Annotated in this window: 12 protein-coding genes and 2 pseudogenes; 7 read left to right on the plus strand and 7 right to left on the minus strand. The window is 59.8% G+C overall.

The features are described from left to right. Positions 1–47: 47 nt before the first annotated feature. Entirely contained in the window at positions 48–1007 is a 960-nt protein-coding gene (locus XH92_RS34540) for a sensor histidine kinase (protein ID WP_194456126.1), read from the plus strand. 29 nt (positions 1008–1036) lie between these two features. On the opposite strand, the gene XH92_RS34545 is transcribed toward XH92_RS34540, so the two are convergent. Beyond that, positions 1037–1390, minus strand: coding sequence for a heat-shock protein (locus XH92_RS34545; RefSeq protein ID WP_194456127.1), 354 nt, complete (start codon positions 1388–1390; stop codon positions 1037–1039). A 230-nt stretch (positions 1391–1620) separates the two neighbouring features. Beyond that, positions 1621–2076 (minus strand): annotated as a pseudogene (locus tag XH92_RS34550) (TspO/MBR family protein). Positions 2077–3322: 1246 nt separating this feature from the next. Between XH92_RS34550 and XH92_RS43990 the strand changes: the two are divergent. The 3 genes from XH92_RS43990 to XH92_RS34565 all read left to right on the plus strand — a co-directional run bounded on the left by XH92_RS43990 (position 3323) and on the right by XH92_RS34565 (position 5805). Then, positions 3323–3775, plus strand: a complete 453-nt coding sequence (locus XH92_RS43990) for a transposase (protein WP_194456128.1) — start codon at positions 3323–3325, stop codon at positions 3773–3775. A 17-nt stretch (positions 3776–3792) separates the two neighbouring features. Beyond that, positions 3793–4122 carry an IS66 family insertion sequence element accessory protein TnpB gene (gene tnpB, locus XH92_RS34560; RefSeq protein ID WP_210345501.1) on the plus strand — a complete coding sequence of 110 codons (330 nt, stop codon included), beginning with the start codon at positions 3793–3795 and terminating at the stop codon, positions 4120–4122. Positions 4123–4221: 99 nt separating this feature from the next. Then, positions 4222–5805 (plus strand): IS66 family transposase, encoded by a 1584-nt coding sequence (locus XH92_RS34565; protein ID WP_371818102.1) that lies wholly within the window; start codon positions 4222–4224, stop codon positions 5803–5805. Here the strand turns inward: XH92_RS34565 and XH92_RS34570 are convergent, their stop codons facing one another. Next, positions 5806–6243 (minus strand): hypothetical protein, encoded by a 438-nt coding sequence (locus XH92_RS34570; RefSeq protein WP_028339957.1) that lies wholly within the window; start codon positions 6241–6243, stop codon positions 5806–5808. 1263 nt (positions 6244–7506) lie between these two features. Further along, positions 7507–8661 carry a hypothetical protein gene (locus tag XH92_RS43280; RefSeq protein ID WP_246787841.1) on the minus strand — a complete coding sequence of 385 codons (1155 nt, stop codon included), beginning with the start codon at positions 8659–8661 and terminating at the stop codon, positions 7507–7509. A gap of 1217 nt (positions 8662–9878) precedes the next feature. Between XH92_RS43280 and XH92_RS43290 the strand changes: the two genes are divergently transcribed. The 3 genes and pseudogenes from XH92_RS43290 to XH92_RS34595 all read left to right on the plus strand — a co-directional run. Next, complete coding sequence (locus tag XH92_RS43290) at positions 9879–10235, plus strand: transposase (RefSeq protein ID WP_246787843.1); 357 nt, start codon at positions 9879–9881, stop codon at positions 10233–10235. A gap of 226 nt (positions 10236–10461) precedes the next feature. Next, positions 10462–13191 (plus strand): DUF5695 domain-containing protein, encoded by a 2730-nt coding sequence (locus tag XH92_RS34590; protein WP_246787845.1) that lies wholly within the window; start codon positions 10462–10464, stop codon positions 13189–13191. A 135-nt stretch (positions 13192–13326) separates the two neighbouring features. Further along, a pseudogene (locus tag XH92_RS34595) lies at positions 13327–13548 on the plus strand (transposase); the annotation flags it as partial. 328 nt (positions 13549–13876) lie between these two features. On the opposite strand, the gene XH92_RS34600 reads toward XH92_RS34595, so the two are convergent. The 3 genes from XH92_RS34600 to XH92_RS34610 are packed head-to-tail and all read right to left on the minus strand — an operon-like array spanning position 13877 to position 17363. Beyond that, a complete protein-coding gene (locus XH92_RS34600; protein ID WP_194456132.1) occupies positions 13877–15211 on the minus strand; it encodes a glutamine synthetase family protein in 1335 nt (444 codons plus the stop codon). Further along, positions 15208–16497, minus strand: a complete 1290-nt coding sequence (locus tag XH92_RS34605; RefSeq protein WP_194456133.1) for an ATP-grasp domain-containing protein — start codon at positions 16495–16497, stop codon at positions 15208–15210. The genes XH92_RS34600 and XH92_RS34605 overlap by 4 nt, the downstream gene beginning before the upstream one ends. Beyond that, positions 16494–17363, minus strand: a complete 870-nt coding sequence (locus tag XH92_RS34610) for an EamA family transporter (RefSeq protein WP_246787847.1) — start codon at positions 17361–17363, stop codon at positions 16494–16496. Before XH92_RS34610 ends, XH92_RS34605 begins: the two co-directional genes overlap by 4 nt. Between the last annotated feature and the right edge of the window lie 146 nt (positions 17364–17509).

Raw genomic sequence — 17509 nt, forward strand, 5'->3', positions numbered from 1 at the left:
TGAAGCAAGCGGCAGGAACGCGCCGACAAGCCGGTTCGTTGCTTTCCATGGACCGGCTCCTGCTTCGCTTCATGTCCGTCACGCCCAGATATCCCCTGTGGGTGCGGTACCTCTTGAGCCTCGGGCTTGTCGGGTTGGCATTCGTCGCCAAGCTCCTGCTGGACGATCAGTTGAGACCCGATCCGCTGATGCTGTTCATCCCGGCCATTTTCCTGGCCTCAGTCATCTTCGATCGCGGCTCAGGCTTTCTCGCCACCGGCGCGAGCGCGGCGCTGGCGGCGCGATACTTTATCCCTCCGCCGCCGAGCGCCGCTATCGTGCCGCTCCTGATCTTTCTCGCTAGCGGGCTATGTCTTGCAGGGGTAACGGAAGCCCTGCGCACTGCACTCCAGAAGCACTCGGAGGCAAAGGCCTACGCGGACGTTCTCATGATGGAGTTGGCGCACCGGACCAGGAACGACCTCGCGACGATCATGTCGATCCTCCGTCTGCAGGCGCGATCGGACCCTAATCCCGCCGTGCAGGCGGCGATCACCTCCGCGCTGGCGCGGATTGAGGTTGTCGCGAAGGTTCATGATCGCCTGCGCGACACGCCGGTCAACAGCTCGGTCGACCTCCCCGCTTATCTTGAGGCGTTGTGCGGGAGCCTTTCGGATCTGCACCGGGGAGTGCGCCCGATCGCGATACGGGTGTCCTGCGACGAAATCGCCGTCAAGAGCTCGCAGGCCGCATCCGTCGGCTTGATCGTCAACGAGCTGGTGACAAACGCGTTCAAGTACGCGTTTCCGGAGGGGCGCCCGGGCGTCGTGGAAGTCGACGTCCGGAAGAGAAACGAAAAGGTCGTGATCACGGTGAGGGACGATGGAATCGGATGCCCCACCGAGGCGAAGAGCGGTTTGGGAACCCGCCTGATCAATCTGATGGTGGCCCAGATGCAGGGAGGCATGACCAGGGCGCCGATGGCGCAAGGCTGCGAGGTGGAAGTCGTGGTCGTCATCGAAAGCTGATCCCGAACGCCTACCCGAAGTTGGGGAATTCAATCGCTGATGCATCCGACTCTCAACATGCGAGAAGCCGCCTTGGCTTCGAGCTTCTGCACATAGTCCGCAAGGCTGAATTGGCGCTTGAAATTGCGGGTTGAAATGCTGCGATGGAGGAACTGGCGCTCGCCTTTTTCAGGCTTACTGCCCTCGATGGTGACTGATCGGCGTGATCGAGATGTTCTCAGGCGCGAAGCCCGCCACGGCCAACGAAATCTGGTAACGGTCGTCATCCGCTCGATGTTGTAAGGCGGGTAATTGTCCTCGCCCGCCTCGCTGGCCATTTCCGCGAGGTCAAGATCGAAACCGATGGCCGAGCGCCGGAGAGACGAAAAGTCGTGACTGCGCAAGCCAAATCCTCCAAAGAGCAAGATGGTTACGAGCGGCAGCGGGCAGGACCGGTGCCCGTCTCACCTGACCAAGCCTCGACGCCATCCTTTGAAGGCGTTTCAAGAGGGACCCGAAAATTTCGAAGCCGTCGCCCCCAACCGGGCGTGCCGGGTGCCGGGCTGGATCGCTCAAAGCGCCGAGCCCGCCCGCCGGCGGCTCTTAACTCGCGTTTAGCAGGTCCATAAGGAATTCAATTAAGGCGGTACAAAGCAAAGTTTAAAAGCGATGCAAACGCTACCCAGCCCGCATACGGGATAAATAAGAGCGCAGCAAGCCGATTGGCCCGCCATTGCAGGCCTATAAAAAACAGAATCAGGCCCAGCAGCAGAATGATGACCGACAGCCCCATGGCCAAGTTGTGCAAGCGGAAAACAATAGGAGACCAAAGAAAATTAAGCGCCATCTATCCGAGCCAAACCTGCAGGGCCAGGCCATTGACCTCCTGCAGGTAGGTGCGCCAGCCCGCGATTGCGATCATCACATACAGAATTGTCCAAGTTGGCGCGAACACCCAATTCGGAGGATTGAATGTCGGCTTCTGCAGTGCGTCATACCATGCACCAGGCAAGTTGGTTGCGCCAATTAGCCAACCAATACCCACGACGGCAACAAGAAAGATGAGCAGGCTTCGATTTCGTGCTTTCATGATCCAATATTGCACGTTCAGCAGAGGCAGGAATAGGCAGTCCAGACATCGGCGGGCCAATAGTCCTGAGGCGCCCCTCGCGGCGTCTTGCCCGACGGTAAGCTATGTTGTCCGGCTGGAGCCGCGATCCGCCGGCATTTACAACAGGAACCATCGATATCGACGTCTGTTTTGTCTCGTATGAGTGAATCGTTGCCAGTTCTCGTGGAGAGGTCGATCCAGATCGCCTGGGACTTGCTCGAACGCTCCGGCGAGATCACCGATCCTGGCTTCTTCTCGGAAATATCGATGACATGATGCGGGCTGGAGAGCATCGGCAGCTCATGCTTGCGAACAATGCGATCGAGGAGAGCCGCTCGCCACGAACCAGCAGCTCGCGGTGTTGTTGCAGCCGTTGTAGGGTGATAGATTGAGCGAGATACCCTCGCGCCAGCGTTCGAAGCCGCCTAGAATCCGTGTCGGTTTAGGGCTAGCGCAAACGCATCGCCGATGCCGCTCTTCTTATGAGCGAGGCAGACCAACGCTCACCGCGCGAGCATCGTTCCTAGCGACTTCTTCATTGCTGCTCCGAGCCGACGCTCAATCTGCTTCCGACCGGTACCGCCCTTTTGCGTTCGTTTTCGCCAATCGGAGCAAGGAGTCTAGCCAAGGCGGATCGGCAACTGCTGTCCGCCGAGCGATCCTTGGGGCACTTGACGGGCGTTTTGACCCCCGGCGAGGGATTTCGCTCAATCCCGATATCGAAGGTAAAGGCTGGTCGCTCTCCAGGGGGTTCGGCGCTGACGCAAGTCGAGACTTCGACCTAGTTCCGGCGCCTCACGGCTGCATCGAGCACTTATCGCTCCCGGAGAAGCTGCCTCACAAGTAAAGAGGAAGCCCATCGTGTCTTGAAATTGCCGTGGCACAAATTGCACTAGCGGCCACCAGCATCCGGGCATAGGATTTCAACCTCAATCGCGAAGGTACCTTTAAGTGCGCTCATCGTGGCGCTCGGGCTGAGCCCCATCGCAATCATGGCTATTGCCCTATTCATGTAGAACCAACGCAGGCCGCTTGACGGCCTCTTCTTTTGGCCTCAAGCAGCTTGATGAGCCGTGTGCCGGTCCTCACGAATGGGTGTGAAACTGTATTGTGGGTGCCGATGAATCTGCCGATCGTTTGTGAGCGTCATCCAGGGACCACGCGCTGAGAGCTAATCTGGTCGGTTAGGAAGATCTCGTGGACTGAATCATCACGAGGTCTCGCCATGTCTAAGGATAGCCGTAAGGATAGCGATAGGGATAGGCATACGCCTATCCTCAAGGATTTTTCTGACACGCTGCAGCGTATCGAGATCATCACTGGGACCGGCCGGCGCCGGCGCTGGTCGGCCGATGCGAAGGCGGCGATTATCGCGGAGAGTTTTGCGCCGGGTGCAAGCGTGTCCGCTGTGGCGCGGCGACACGACATCAGTCCAAGCCTGTTGTTTCTGTGGCGTCGTCAGACGACGCGGGCGAAGGTCGCCGCGCGCCGGGCCGGAGACGTGCCACCTGGCTTTGTGCCGGTCGCGATCACCGGCTGCGGGGGCGAATTGCCGTCGCGCGAGGAGCAGGCGGCAATCGAGATCGAGGTCGGCGCGGTTCGCATCCGTGTCAGAGGGACGGTCGACCGGCGGGCGCTGTGCGAGGTGCTGGCGGCAGTCGGGACGGTTGGCCGATGATCGGGATGCGACCCCGGTTGTCGATCTGGATCGCGACGCAGCCGGTCGATTTCCGTCGCGGGATGGACTCGCTGGCGATGCTGGTGAGCGAGGCGTTTGGAGCCAATCCGTTCGACGGCGGACTTTACATCTTCCGCTCCAAGCGCCGAGATCGCGTGAAGATCCTGACCTGGGACGGAAGCGGCCTTGTCCTTTACTACAAGAGAATCGAGGGGCAGTTCACCTGGCCGCCGATCAAGGAAGGCGTCGTGCCGCTATCTCATGCTCAGCTCTCGGTGCTGCTCGATGGCTCAGACTGGAAGCGTGTGCCGATGCGGGTTGTGGATCAGCCAGCACGAGCTGGTTGATCCGTATCAAGAGTAGTTCGTCACTCATGCGGAGTTGTTGTAGAATCACTCTGCATGAGTGATTTGCCTTCTGATCCAGCATTGCTCCGACAAGCCGTGATGGCGCTGTCGTCACGGCTTGCGGCGTTGTCGGCGGAATGCGGCACGCTGGCGGCCGAGCGTGATGCGGCGATTGCCCAACGCGACGCTGCGGTCCAGGAGAACGACAAGCTCCAGATAATCCTGTCCCAGTACAAGCGCACGATCTTCGGTCCCCGCTCTGAGACACTGGATCCCGGACAGCTGCCTCTCTTCGCCATCACGGCGCAGGCGGCTGGTGCCGCCGCCAACGACGACGTTACCGGAGGCGGGCTGCCTGACGGAGCGGAGGGCCGTGGAAAGCGACCGGCGCGACGCAACCGGGGGAAGCTTCCGGAGCATTTGCCGCGCATCGACGTCGTGATCGATATCGAGAGCCACATCTGCCCTTGCTGCGGCGAGCGGCTGCACAAAATCGGGGAGACCGTCAAGGAAGCCTTCGACGTCATTCCGATGCAGTACCGGGTCAAGCGCATAGTGCGTCCGCGGTACGGCTGCCGGGGATGCCGCCAGGGTGTGCTGCAGGAACCCGCGCCGGCCCAGGCGATCGACGGCGGGATGGTGACGGAAGCCTTGCTGGCCCACATCGCGGTGATGAAATACGGCTACCAGCTGCCGCTGTATCGGCAGGAACAGATGTTCGCTGCGCAAGGCATCACGCTCGACCGGCAGACGCTGGCCTCGTGGATGGGGCGCGCCGCCTGGTGGCTGAAGCCGCTTCACACGCTGTTGCGCGACACAGTGATGTCCTACCCGCGGCTGTTTGCCGACGAGACGCCGCTGCCGGTTCTCGATCCCGGCCGTGGCCGGACCAAAGTCTGCCAGTTCTGGGCGATCGCCACCGATGACCGTCCGTGGGGTGGCCCGGCGCCGCCGGCGGTGGTCTACATGTTTGCCGAGGATCGCAAGGCGATCCGCGCCAAGCAGCTGTTCGGGGACTACCACGGCATCCTGCAGGTCGACGGTTATGCCGCCTACAAGGGCCTGATCAAGAACGGCGGCCATCTGGTGCAGCTGGCGTTCTGCTTCGCGCATGCGCGGCGGAAGTTCTGGGACGTTCACGTCGCGACCAAGTCGCCGATTGCCGCGGAAGCGCTGCGACGGATCGCGATGTTCTACGCCATTGAGGATCGCATCCGCGGTCTGCCGGCGGCGCATCGGGCTGCTATGCGGCAAAGCGACACCAGGCCGTTGATCGAGGACTTCAAACCCTGGCTTGAGGCGCGGCTGCTGGAAGTCTCGAAGAAGTCCGGTCTGGGCAAAGCCATCCGCTACACCCTCAACCATTGGGACGGCCTGACGCGCTTCATCGACGACGGACGCATTGAAATAGACAGCAATACGGTTGAGCGCAGCATCAAGCCGATAGGCCTGGGAAAGAAGAACTACTTGTTCGCCGGCAGTGAAGGCGGCGCCGAGACATGGGCCATTCTCGGCTCGCTCATCAACTCGGCAAAGCTGCAAGACATCGACCCGCGGCACTATCTGACCGATGTTCTCGAGCGCATCGTCTCCGGACGTACCAAGATCAATCAGCTGCACATGCTGCTGCCGTGGAATTGGAAGGCCGAGCGCGACAGTTCGCCGGCAAAGCTCGCCGCCTGATCAGTTCGACGGCAGGGCATCTGGAACTTCCTGCGCATCGCTGGTGTCGTCATAGATCTCCTCGCGGATCACACGCAGCGTCACCTCGTGCAGATAGACTTGCAGCGCCCTCTCCAGCTCGGTGAACTCCGGCAGCAGCACTTTGTCGACGAAGCCTCGTGACGCGCGGATCATCACCGTGTTGCGTCGCTGGCGGTGATAACGAAACGGCCGCAGCCCGCAGCGACGGCAAAGCGCCAAGAACAGGTGCCGCGACCATTGGTCGGGAAGTGAGAATTGCTGTTCGATCGGTGGATCGTGGCGAGCGAGCTCCTCGACCCGGGCACGCACCCGCCGCAGCGCGGCTTCCGCCGCAAGGCGCTCACCAGCAGTTCCCGCACCCACGAACAACGCCTCGATCTTCCGAAGCTTCTCGCGCAGCTGCGACTCGCTGGTCATTCTGATCCCCGTTGCCCGCTCCGAACCGGGATCACCCCATCACCGCGTGCTTGCGGCGTCAATCATCCCGACCGCGCTATCCAGAGCATTCCGCGCGAGTCAAGGCCCGGCACGGTGCGCTTCCCGTGACGCTCACGATCGTTTGACGAAGGATATCTCACCGGCGAAGGCCGCTTGGTGAAGACGAAGACTGGCTTAGCGACATTGCCATCGAAATGCAGATCGAGGGTGCCTTGATCTGGGTCTATGGCGTCGGCGAAGATGGCGTTCAGGCGTTCACCGACTTTGGCATCGAAAACCTGATCGAGCTCGTCAGGTTACAAAGGAAAACCCCAAGCTGCTCACGCGCCGGCAACGGGAATGATCCAACGAGCCTGCGGCCTACGCCAGATGCGTACCCAGCAAGGCGATTACCCGCCGAGACCGAGGCTTCGAGGAGAAGATGGCCGACGACGGGGAACGGCGAGCGACGTTGCAGCGAGCTGAGAAGCCCCACTCCACCTGGTCGATATGGCGGACCCTGACCGTGTTCGTAGGATGAGCTGGCTCAATGTGAGCGTATGCTAATTCGCGCACAAGCGACGGCACGGGAACCGAGCTTTGCCACTTTTTCCCGTATTCTTACGGACGCGTTAACCATTCTTAGGTATGCGCGCGATTTGCATTTTGTGCCAAACTGTACCTATCAGGATTTTGCCAATAACCATCCTGGGGCTAGAGCAAGCGCCGCTCGCATGTATTTTAAGCGGGCGGCGTTGCGTTGAGTCATTACAAAAATTGGCCCGGGCACTTGGGGCTAATCCGCGCTCTCCGCGGCGCACTTCCTAATAACGATCAGCCGCCCGCTCACACTGCTGCCTCGGTCCGCCCGAGCTTCTGAGCAAACTCGCGCCGTGTGAGGCCTGCTTCTCGAACAAATTGCAATAGTCGCTGTTCGTCCTCTGCGGTCCACGCCGGCATTGAAACTCCCAAAAATCCGTCCTGAACTTTCAGCGACGATTGCAGATATTGGCTAGCCTGTCAGACCGGTTTCCTCCGGGTCTTTAAGTTGTCGCAGCGAGTGTCCTAACCACGAGCACGAGCAGGCCGCTATCCGTATCCAGGCCGCCGTGCTCTGATTTGATGCGCCGATGCCCAGCGCATTATCTTCGTTTTCATCGAGGGCTTCTACGACCCGAACCCGGCTCCATTGCGCAATCGATACATCGCCCGATCGAGATGGAGCTAAAAGCCGCTTAACCCGCTCCACTTTTTCGGGGAAGCTCAGACTGGCCTGGATTTTAGAGCCGAGTCCCCTGGATCGACGGAGACTGGCGACGGTATGGATTGATCATCAAGCAATTGCCGAAGCTCCTCTGGAGAGAATTGCTCTAGATCGAAGCTAAACTCTCCTGGATCGGCGGAGAGCGACGCGGCAGGGTGTCGGTGCAGCTCGTCATGCAAGTCCTTTTCCAGTCGCCGAAGCTCCTCTGAGGGGACCGAGACTGGCGACGGTATGGATTGATCATCAAGCAATCGCCGGAGCTCCCCTGGAGAGAATTGCTCTAGATCGAAACTAAGCTCTTCTGGATCGCAAGAGAACGACAAGGCAGGGTGTCGGTGCAACTCGTCCCGCGAGTCCTTTTCCAGTCGCTGAGGCTCCTGTGAAGGAACGGAGATTGGCGATGGTATGGATTGATCATCAAGCAATCGCCGAAGCTCCCCTGGAGAGAATTGCTCTAGATCGAAGCAAAACCTTTCTGGATCGGCGGAGAACGATGCGGCAGGGTGTCGGTGAAGCTCATCCCGCAAGTCATTTTCCAGTCGCTGAAGCTCCTCTGAAGGGACAGAGACTTGCGACGGGATGGGTTGATGATCCAGATGATCCAGCACTTGCCGAAGCTCACACTGATGAAGCTGCTCTGGATTGATCGCGAAGTGCCCTTGGACGAAAGTCGCCGGGGCGGGTTGAACCTCCTGCCCGTCCCGAAGCTCCTCTCGTCGACTGCTAGCTTCGTGCGACGCCCTGTGCTGTTCAGCGGCGTCGCCGACGAGCGTCGGTTCCATCAGTACCGCGCTTTCGGGATGGATGGGGGCCACGTTCGTGGGGCGAGGATTGACCTTGGCGCGACCGCTCCTTTGGCGTACGACGACTTCGCCCGTCGACCGAAAGGTGCGGAGATGGTCCAATGCTAAAAGGAGTCTCGTAGGATTACCGTTTCCGACGAACTCGTGTACGTCACCGCCATTGCTCAGCGACTGATTGTCCAGCCGAGCAACAATGCTCGGTCTGCGTTTGGCGAAGAGCCAACGGCTAAGGCTAAGAAGAGCGCCTGCATGTTGCTTCGCCCCACCGGCGACCATCCCGCCCTTGATGAGAGCCTCCTCAAGCCTCAAGATTTCGGGAGCATCCTCGGAATAAACCAGCCGCTTGTCCAACTGATGTCCCCGTACCACAATCCCAATTGATTGAGCCGGCTGCACCGCGGAGGCTGCTCGCATTGCTCCACCACCACCTGAATTGGCGATCTCGCTCAGCTGCTGCTCAATGACAACGCCTTGTGAAGTGTTTAGGGTCCTCGGCCTCTTCGCTGCTCTCAAACCAGCTGAGTTATGCCCATCGTTGGTGAGGACCTCGCTTCGCAAGAGGTTGCTCCTGGCAAGCGCACTCATCGGCTCGGCTGGGGACTGCTGGGTTTCGCTAGACGCATTGGTAGAGGGGCTACGGCGTGGCCCACTGCGAGGCATCGTGTTATCGGCTTCGCGCACCTCGTTTAATTGCTGCTCAAAGTCCTCTTGCCCTAATGGGTCGGGCTGATGCTCTTGCGAGACCTGTACCCGCTGCCCGGCAGTTACATTGAATGCGTCAAAATTGTGCAGGTCCACACTTGCCTCACGTCATAAAATCAATTGAGCTAGTCCTACTATGAACAATCTTTCGAGAAGCTGACGAGACCCTCGCCCGCGGCTCTCAATCGTCGCGCGGCTTCTTGTGTTCAGGACCCGCCTTCGGCGCGGCTGCACCAGCCGCACCCGGCCGCCAGACGGGTCCGAAAGCGCGACGCCGATGGGGATGGTCCTCCGGTCGGGCTCGCCACCCCTTCGCTCCGTCCCATTGGCGCAGTCTCATCCTGATTGGGTTCTTCCGCATATTTGGTGTAGGGTGCGGGATTCACGGACAGTTCGAATAAGGGCATAAGGTCGGAATCGCAGTGGACGCCCGTGATTCGCCTTGCTCCATGCCTTCCGCTCGCTGATTTCCCCCGAGCTTTCGATTGTCCAGATCTAGACCGACAGGGCGCTGCTCGTGGCTCGGCCGAAGTCAGCGATCTCACTCTGTCCCCGTTGCGGCTACCAGACGGGTCGCGTGCACAGCCACTACGTGCGACGATTAGCCGATCTGCCGTGGCAGGGGCGGGTTGTTGAAATCCGGCTTCACGCGCGACGGTTTCGATGCGCGAATCCGCAATGCCCGCGTCGGATATTCACCGAGCGGCTGCCGGCAACGGTGCGGCCAAAAGCAACAGGGTTTACAGGAAGTCGGGTGACGGTCGCGCGATGGGCCGCCGACAGGCGTGCACACGCATGCGTGGGAGGAGCAGCACAACCACACCTGGACCTGGAAAGCTCCCACGCGTCGTCGCTGTGCTCGGTACTTGAGCCAGAATCCGGATCAGATCGATGCTCAAGCCAGGCTGTTCCTCGGCCATCTGTTTGCGCAAGCTCCGGAACTCGCCGTGGCGGCCGAGCTGGCGAAGCGGTTTGTGTCCCTTCTCAGTGGTAGCGACATCGCCGGGCTCGATGAATGGATCACACAAGCAGGCAACAGCGAGCTCGAGAGCTTGGCCAACGGCATTGCACGCGACATCGATGCGGTCCGAGCGGCAATAACTACCTCCTGGACAACTAGTCCGGTCGAAGGCCAGATCAACAGGATCAAAGCCATCAAACGACAAAGGTATGGCCGGGCAAGCTACCCGCTATTGCGTCGACACGTCCTCCTTTCTGCTTGAGAACGACCGTTCAGCCGATCCAATCCCGATCGCTCGTGCAGCACCAAATATGCGGAAGAAGCCAATCAGGATGAGACTGCGCCGATGGGGACGGACCGATGATGGCGAAGCGGTGCCGACCGAACACTCGGTTACTTGAGAACGTATGTCGCTTTGTCGCGTTGACGTTTACGGCGGGAAACGGCACGCCTTGACTATCCGTATAAGGCAATACCGGATACGGTTGATGACGAAGACCAAAGGCATGTCTAACGTCTGGACGTGTACGCGTCGTACGATGCTGTTGGGCAGTAGCTTCTTGGGTAGCGCGTTGTTCGGGAGCGTTACGGTGCCTACACCCAATCGGCCGCAGCGCAAGGTTGCCATGGTGTTGAAGGCGGCCGACTCTCCCTTCGTGGTTGGGTGCACACAAGACGGCATTACCTCGTTGCGTTATCGTAACGATACGTATGACACGGATTATGTCCTGCCTGGAGCCGTGCTGGGAACGGCTCACGCTAGAGTTCGGCGTGCCGGTTCCGAGTGGCATACGCTTCGAACCGGCGTTGATGCAACGAAGCCGCTGCATAGCGCGGCCCTTGAACTAGCAGCCCGCGATGCCGGCGTCCTTCTCACGACCCTCCTCGCAGTCGACGAGGCTGGATTGACGTGGGAGATCATGCTGCGGAACGAGGGCATGGCGAGCGTGGAGGTTGGCGACCTCTATTTGCCCATGCCGATGAACACCGAATTTCTGGCAGGTCAACCGGTGTCGGTGGCTGTTTTGAAGCACAGCTTCGTCTCGGGGCATGGATCGCACATCTTCTGGATTCGCGGCAACAGCACCGGTCCCTTCCTCATGCTCTTGCCGGAAGCGGACACGTCACTGGAATATTGGGATGTCCACAAGGATTCAGCCGAAGCCAGTGAGACGTGGTGCGCCTACATCCTGGGCGGGGCGGCCGCCGGCGAGGCGGTGGCGGGCGGGACTCGCTGGCGACAGCCCACCCATTCCCTGTCCCTGTCACCGGCCGAGGAACGGCGTTACCATCTCCGCTTCCAGTGGGTTGCCGATTACGAGGCGGCACGCAGGGCTATCGCGGACGCCGGCCTGGTGGACGTGGAAGTAATGCCGGGCATGACGGTTCCCAACGACCTGCATGTCGACATCGCGCTCTCGTCCTCCATCCCGGTGGAGCGAATCGAAGCGGAGTTTACTGGCGACACGGTGGTGCAACGGTTGCCGGATCGGGCTGGCAGGCGACTGTGGCGGGTCCGGTTTTCGCGATTGGGCGAGAACCGGCTGACCCTGCACCAGCCGGGTGCGCGCCAGACCTTTCTTGAATTCTTCGCTACCGAGCCCGTCGAGACGATGATGAAGAAGCGCGCAAGCTTCATCGTGAAGCGGCAGCATCGTGACCCGTCCAAATGGTACGATGGTTTGTTTGGCGAGTGGAACATGGAGACGCAGGTCCTGCTTGGCCCGGACAATTACGACCGGATCAAGGGCTGGCGCATCTACGAGGTAACGTGCGACGATCCCGGGCTGAGCAAGCCCGCTTACCTCGCGACCAAGAATGCCGAGCATCCTGTTGCGGCGGAAGTGGCGGCGCTGGACCGGTATATCGATACGTTCGTCTGGGGCGGGCTGCAACGTACCACACAGGAGGCATACGCCTACGGCCTCTACGGCGTACCCGATTGGAAGCAGAACCGGGAAAGCAGCGATCCCGGCCCAAAGGGCCGCCTGCATATCTGGCGGCCGTATGACTATCCGCACATCTTCGCGATGTATTTGGCCATGCACCGCATCGCGCGTGACCATCCCGCGATACCCACCCGCCAGAGCGCACGAGATTATTTGGTACGCGCCTACGGTACGGCGCTGGCCATGTTCACGGTGCCGATGCGCGTGGTGATGTGGTCTGCCTACCGCACCGGCTTCTACAACGAATGTGTGATCCCCGAGCTGGTTTCGGCGCTCACGACGGCGGGCCTGATGCGCGAGGCGGCGACGTTGGAGGCGCACTGGGCGCGTAAAGTGCGCGCCTTCGTCGATCCGAAGGCGGACTTGTTCGGGTCGGAATATCCGTTCGATTCCACAGGCTTCGAATCAACGCAGGCACTGGCTCGCTCGGCCCTTGACGACCCTGTCGCGATGGGGGTTTCGCAGGCGGCAGCCCGTGCCTTCGCCGAGCGTCAGATCGCTGCAAACCTATTCTGCCGTGGCTGGCTGGAACCTGCTTATTACTACCTGGGCAGCGATTATCGCGGGACTGCGGGCGACGCCTATACGCTGACCTACATGGCGCAGATGGGCGGCTGGGCGCTGCTTGATCACGCGCTGAACGATGCAGACGACCCGCATCCGCTCCTTCGTCTCGGCTATGCGTCACAACTCAGCGCGTGGGCTTTGCTGAACAGCGGCCCTGCGTCGGCCGGTCATGGCTATTGGTATCCGGGCGAGGAGAATGACGGCGCGGCCGGTGGCGGCTTCGAGCCGGCGCCGAGCGGGACCACATGGCTCGGTCAGCCGCATCACCGTGGAACGTGGTATTATTCGTGCGAGATCGACCTGGGATTTTGTGGGGCGGTCCGCGCTGCTGCGACGATCGTTGCCGACGATCCCATCTTCGGTCAGGTTTGTTACGGTGGCACCATGGAGACGTTCGCTCACACCCTGCGTATCTGGCCACGTGATGGCGTGCGGCGACGGCTCAACGTGCGGCTCCAGTCTCTCCGATTGGACCTGGTGCTGCTCGACGCCCGATTCTCGGCGGATCGACCGATCATTCTGAATTTGGGGGAGGGGCGGATCAGCCTTACGCCTGAGCCCTTTGCCCCATCAGCGTCAGGAGTGACGTTCGAATTGCGGTACGACGACGGAAGGAAGCGCAAGGAGGTCCTCGACATCGTGGACAGCCAGATCGTCGTCCGCTTGCCTGCGGCGTGCTTACCGCGGGTTCAGGTTCGCTAGATGTTTAGTACCGGGCTTTGATGATGCATCCTTATCGCGCGATTCGAAGGAAGCGCTATGGGACAAATCTTACACCGCTGCGCCACCACGACGGAGGCGGTGCGTCGAGCAATACAAAATAGTCAAGAGCGCTGGCTAAGCGCTACTAACCTGGTCGAGCGCCTCAATGGCGAGATCTAGCGGCGTACCGAGGTGGTTGGCATCTTCCCTAATGAGGACGCCATCGTGCGCCTGATCGGCGCGATCCTGCTCGAGCAAAACGATGAATGGGCCGTCCAACCGGACCACTACATGACGCTGGAAACCATCGGGCCGTTGAGTGATGATCCGACCGTCAGCCTTCCGGCGATTGCAGCTGACCAGTCCGGCCCTCGCCGGCGAACGCGGTGTCCCATCGCGAGTTACACGACGCTAGGGGGCACGATCGCCCGCAACGCGGAACCGGAACGACAAGCCTCGATTCGCCTTCCTGCCAAAGGGCAGATCAACGGCACCTACCCTGGCTTCGCCAAAAGCCGGGCAGTCAGCCGATGACCGCGTTCGCTCTGTATCGAAGTCGAACATCGCGCCGGTACAGGCAGCCGCACGAGCTGGCTGGTGCCGTTCGCAGGATGGCGACAGGACCCGAAATGCGAATTGTCAACCAATTGGTTGCAGCACCTTATGGCTGTGGAGCTCAAGCTGGCTAAATGATCTCGAAGTACCGCCGGCGCTCAAAGTCCGTCACCCGATGTTGAACGGCTTCCCATTCCCAACGGCGGGAGCAAGAAAACGCTTCAACAAATCTTTCACCGAAGACATCATTGGCTGCCGCGGATTGTGCAAACCGATATGTTGCCTCTGACAGGCTTTGAGGCAGTCTCCCGGACGGAAGGCCGGTCTCCGCGCTTGCATCACCGGCGATCGACGGCGCGAGCGCCGCTTCTGTCTCGATACCCAATATGCCGGAACCGATGGCACATGCGAGCGCAAGATATGGATTCAGGTCTGCGCCGGGCAGCCTGTATTCGAGGCGATGTACAGATGGCGCTCCCGGAATGACGCGTACCGCGCAGGAGCGGTTGTCGACTCCCCAGCTCGGACGGATTGGTGCCCAGCAGCCAGGTACCAATCTCTTGTAGCTATTGAAGTTCGGCACGGCGAGCACACAGAAATCATTCATGTATTTCAATTGTCCGCCGATGAACTGCTCCATGAGCTTAGAGACGTTGCGGAACGCCCCACTATCGTAAAACACATTCTGACCATCTGAGGACATCGAGACGTGAATATGGCCGGACTGGCCTGGCCATTTCTCGAAAACCTTGGCCATGAATGTAGCCATCATGCCTCGCGTCTGCGCCCAGGCTTTAATCATCGACTTGAATATGATTGCTCGATCGGCCGCTTCCAGGGCATCACAATGACGAAGTGACGCTTCAATCACGCCTGGTCCCGTTTCAAAGTGCAGCCCGCTGAGAGGTATTCTCGACTTCTCACAAAGCGCCAGGATCTCACCGAACAGCTCCCTGTGCGCGACAGACCGCGCAATCGAGTAGCCGAATGGGCCCCGCGTCAAAGGAGCCCATTGGCCGAATGGCTTGTCTTCAATTATGTCGGCGTTCTCCTTGAACAGCATGAACTCAAACTCGAACCCGGCGCGGCAGCTGTATCCGCGGTCGGCAACTCTTCGTAGGACTTTACGCAGAATACCGCGCGGGCAGACGCTCTCATGTGCGCCCGCAAACTCGGCCAGATAGAAATATTGATCGCCGGTGTAAGACACCGAACGGCCGGTGTCTGACAGAACGCGCAGATCGGCGTCCCCGAATACTGACTGCGGCCCTTGCGTGAAGCCCGCCGGAATGACCCGGTCCGAACAATCCCACGCGAGCACCGCTTCGGAGAACTTGATGACTGTATCCCCGACGGAAAGATCTTCACCCAAGATGTGTTTGCCTCGAAGGATGCCATCGAAGTCGCTCACACCGATCATCGCCGCGGCGGCGGAATTCGTACAACTGTCGCGGGTGTCAGTCATTGGTTGGGCTCCCTCGCCACCAACTCGAACACCTGGTCCATTCGCATCGCACGCAGTTGGCGATAGTCTTTCTCAAGCTGTATCAGGTCGTTGTTCACGAGATACACAATGCCTGGCGTCGAGGCCAAGTCGATCGTCGGAACCAAGTTTTGACCTATCGGAACGAATGCAACGGCATCCGCGAAGCTCGGCAGCTTGCGGATCGCATCGAGTCCGGGATAGCCGGCAACAACACCGCCCATGTCGGAAATCAGCGAGACGCACAGTGCGTGAGCCTGCCGCTTGTAGACCCCGCGTCGCCTCATGTACTCAGCAAAGCCTTGGGGATCTGCGTAGCGCCACGCCGTGAGCGTCAAATGGTTATGGCCCAAAGCCATCGTCCGGGCTTTTGCCGACATGGTTCCTTGCAGCCTCGCTCCGAAGTCGACCAGAACCGGTCCCCGATCATCGACGATGATCTCGGCATGAGCAGGTCCGTCGGCGATCCGAAGCGCCCGCAGCGCACGTCCAAGGTAGTCGGACAGTTCTTGGACGATTGGCTCCTTGCCGCCCAATAGCCGCTCGAGTGAGCAGACCGACGACGCGCCCTCAATGGGAACAGTGTCATAGGTCCAGGCCTCCGTGACGAAGGGTTCGCCGTCGATCGAGACGGCATTTACGGTATATTGCTGGCCGTTTATTTTCTCCTGTCCAAGCGCCAATTGATTGAGCGTTCCGACACGGTTCGTCTTCCCCACGATGGCGGCTACAGCACGCTGAATATCGGCATCCGTCGAGCAGAAGAACACGTCTTCGGTGCCTGTGCTGTTCAGCGGCTTGATCACAATCTCATCGAAGCTCTCTTGACGCTTCCAGCTTGCGATCTCTCCAGCATTGTCGGACACGACTTGTCTGATCGACCGTACGCCTGCTGAGGCCAACGCTTCGGACAGGCGTGATTTGTCGCGCCGCGCGGCTGAAAGGGCGGTGCCATTTGAAGGCAAGCCCAGCCGCTCCGAGATGGAATCGGCCAGCTCAACTCCTGTCTCGCACCCTGCTATGACGAACTCCAGCTCCCTGCCTTGGAGAGCCCGAAGATGATATTCAACGATCTCGTCGTACCCCATGCGCTCGGGGGGGCGAATGACTTCATCATACAGATCGGCATTGAAATGCGATTGGAAGATCGATGGAATCTGCGCAGCCGACATCACATGCACTGTTGAAATTCCATACCGCTTGAACTCTTCCGGCAAGAATCGGCCGGTCGAATATGCGTCGACGATTACACAATTTCGCTCGTTCATGTGGATCTCCGGTATTGCAAATAGACGTTGCCGACGGCGACAGCCGTAATGAGAACATTTCCAACGAACGTATGTGGCGAAGGCACGATACGAGAATCGAAGTACTGGAACAGAAACGTGATGACAGGAGCGGTGGACAGGACCATGTTGACCGTGAAGGGCTCGACGCGGCGAATACCCTCCTGGAACAAGAGCAATGGAACGATGATCGTGGATAGCCCAATCGTTGCGATCGCAAGCCAATGCTGCGAGATCTCGAGCACGATGGAGGAATGGTCGACCAGTCCCAGCAGAATAATGATCGTTCCGTAAAAACGATGCGCCAACACCTGTCGACCTGAAAATCCGCGGTCGAATAACAGCTTGACGAGTATATTTGTAAGGGCGAGCGATAGGCCGGCCACGATGGCCAGGACGATGCCGAAGGACGATCGGGCTCCCCACTCCACGCCGGCGTTGCCGGTTGCCGAGATCCAGATCATGTAGCTTCCAATTATCGCGATCGTAACGCTCACGACGATATCGGATGTTGGAGGGACGCCCTGCCGCCTGATCAGCGCGTTTAACCACACCGTCGCAGCGGGCCCTAGCGCCACCATGAAGGCGACGACGATCGCAGGTTCGGCGTATTTCAGGCCGATAAACAGCCCGATCCAACTGATCGCGGTCACGACATTGAGCGACACAAAAACCAGGAGCGCCGACTTCGCAACTCGTGCCGTTCCTCTCTCGCGACCTGCCAGCAGATTGAATGTCAGACACACCGCGACAAAGGACACAAGGAGAGCGACAAACGCATCTGCTCGCTGAAAATACGATGCCGCATAAACTTCGCCCGCCGCGCTCAGGACGACATAGAGCGCCACAAAGAGAACTCCCAGAGCGAAGCGTCCTGTCAATCTTCCGCCCGTCCCCTGCCGCCGGCGCGGCGCAGCCCTCCCCCCGAAGCACGCTTGTGCATCAGTTCCGAGAGACTCGTCCTTCGACCTGGGCGGACCGCGCTTGGTTTGAA

It is taken from the genome of Bradyrhizobium sp. CCBAU 53421, assembly GCF_015291625.1.
GTDB lineage: Bacteria > Pseudomonadota > Alphaproteobacteria > Rhizobiales > Xanthobacteraceae > Bradyrhizobium.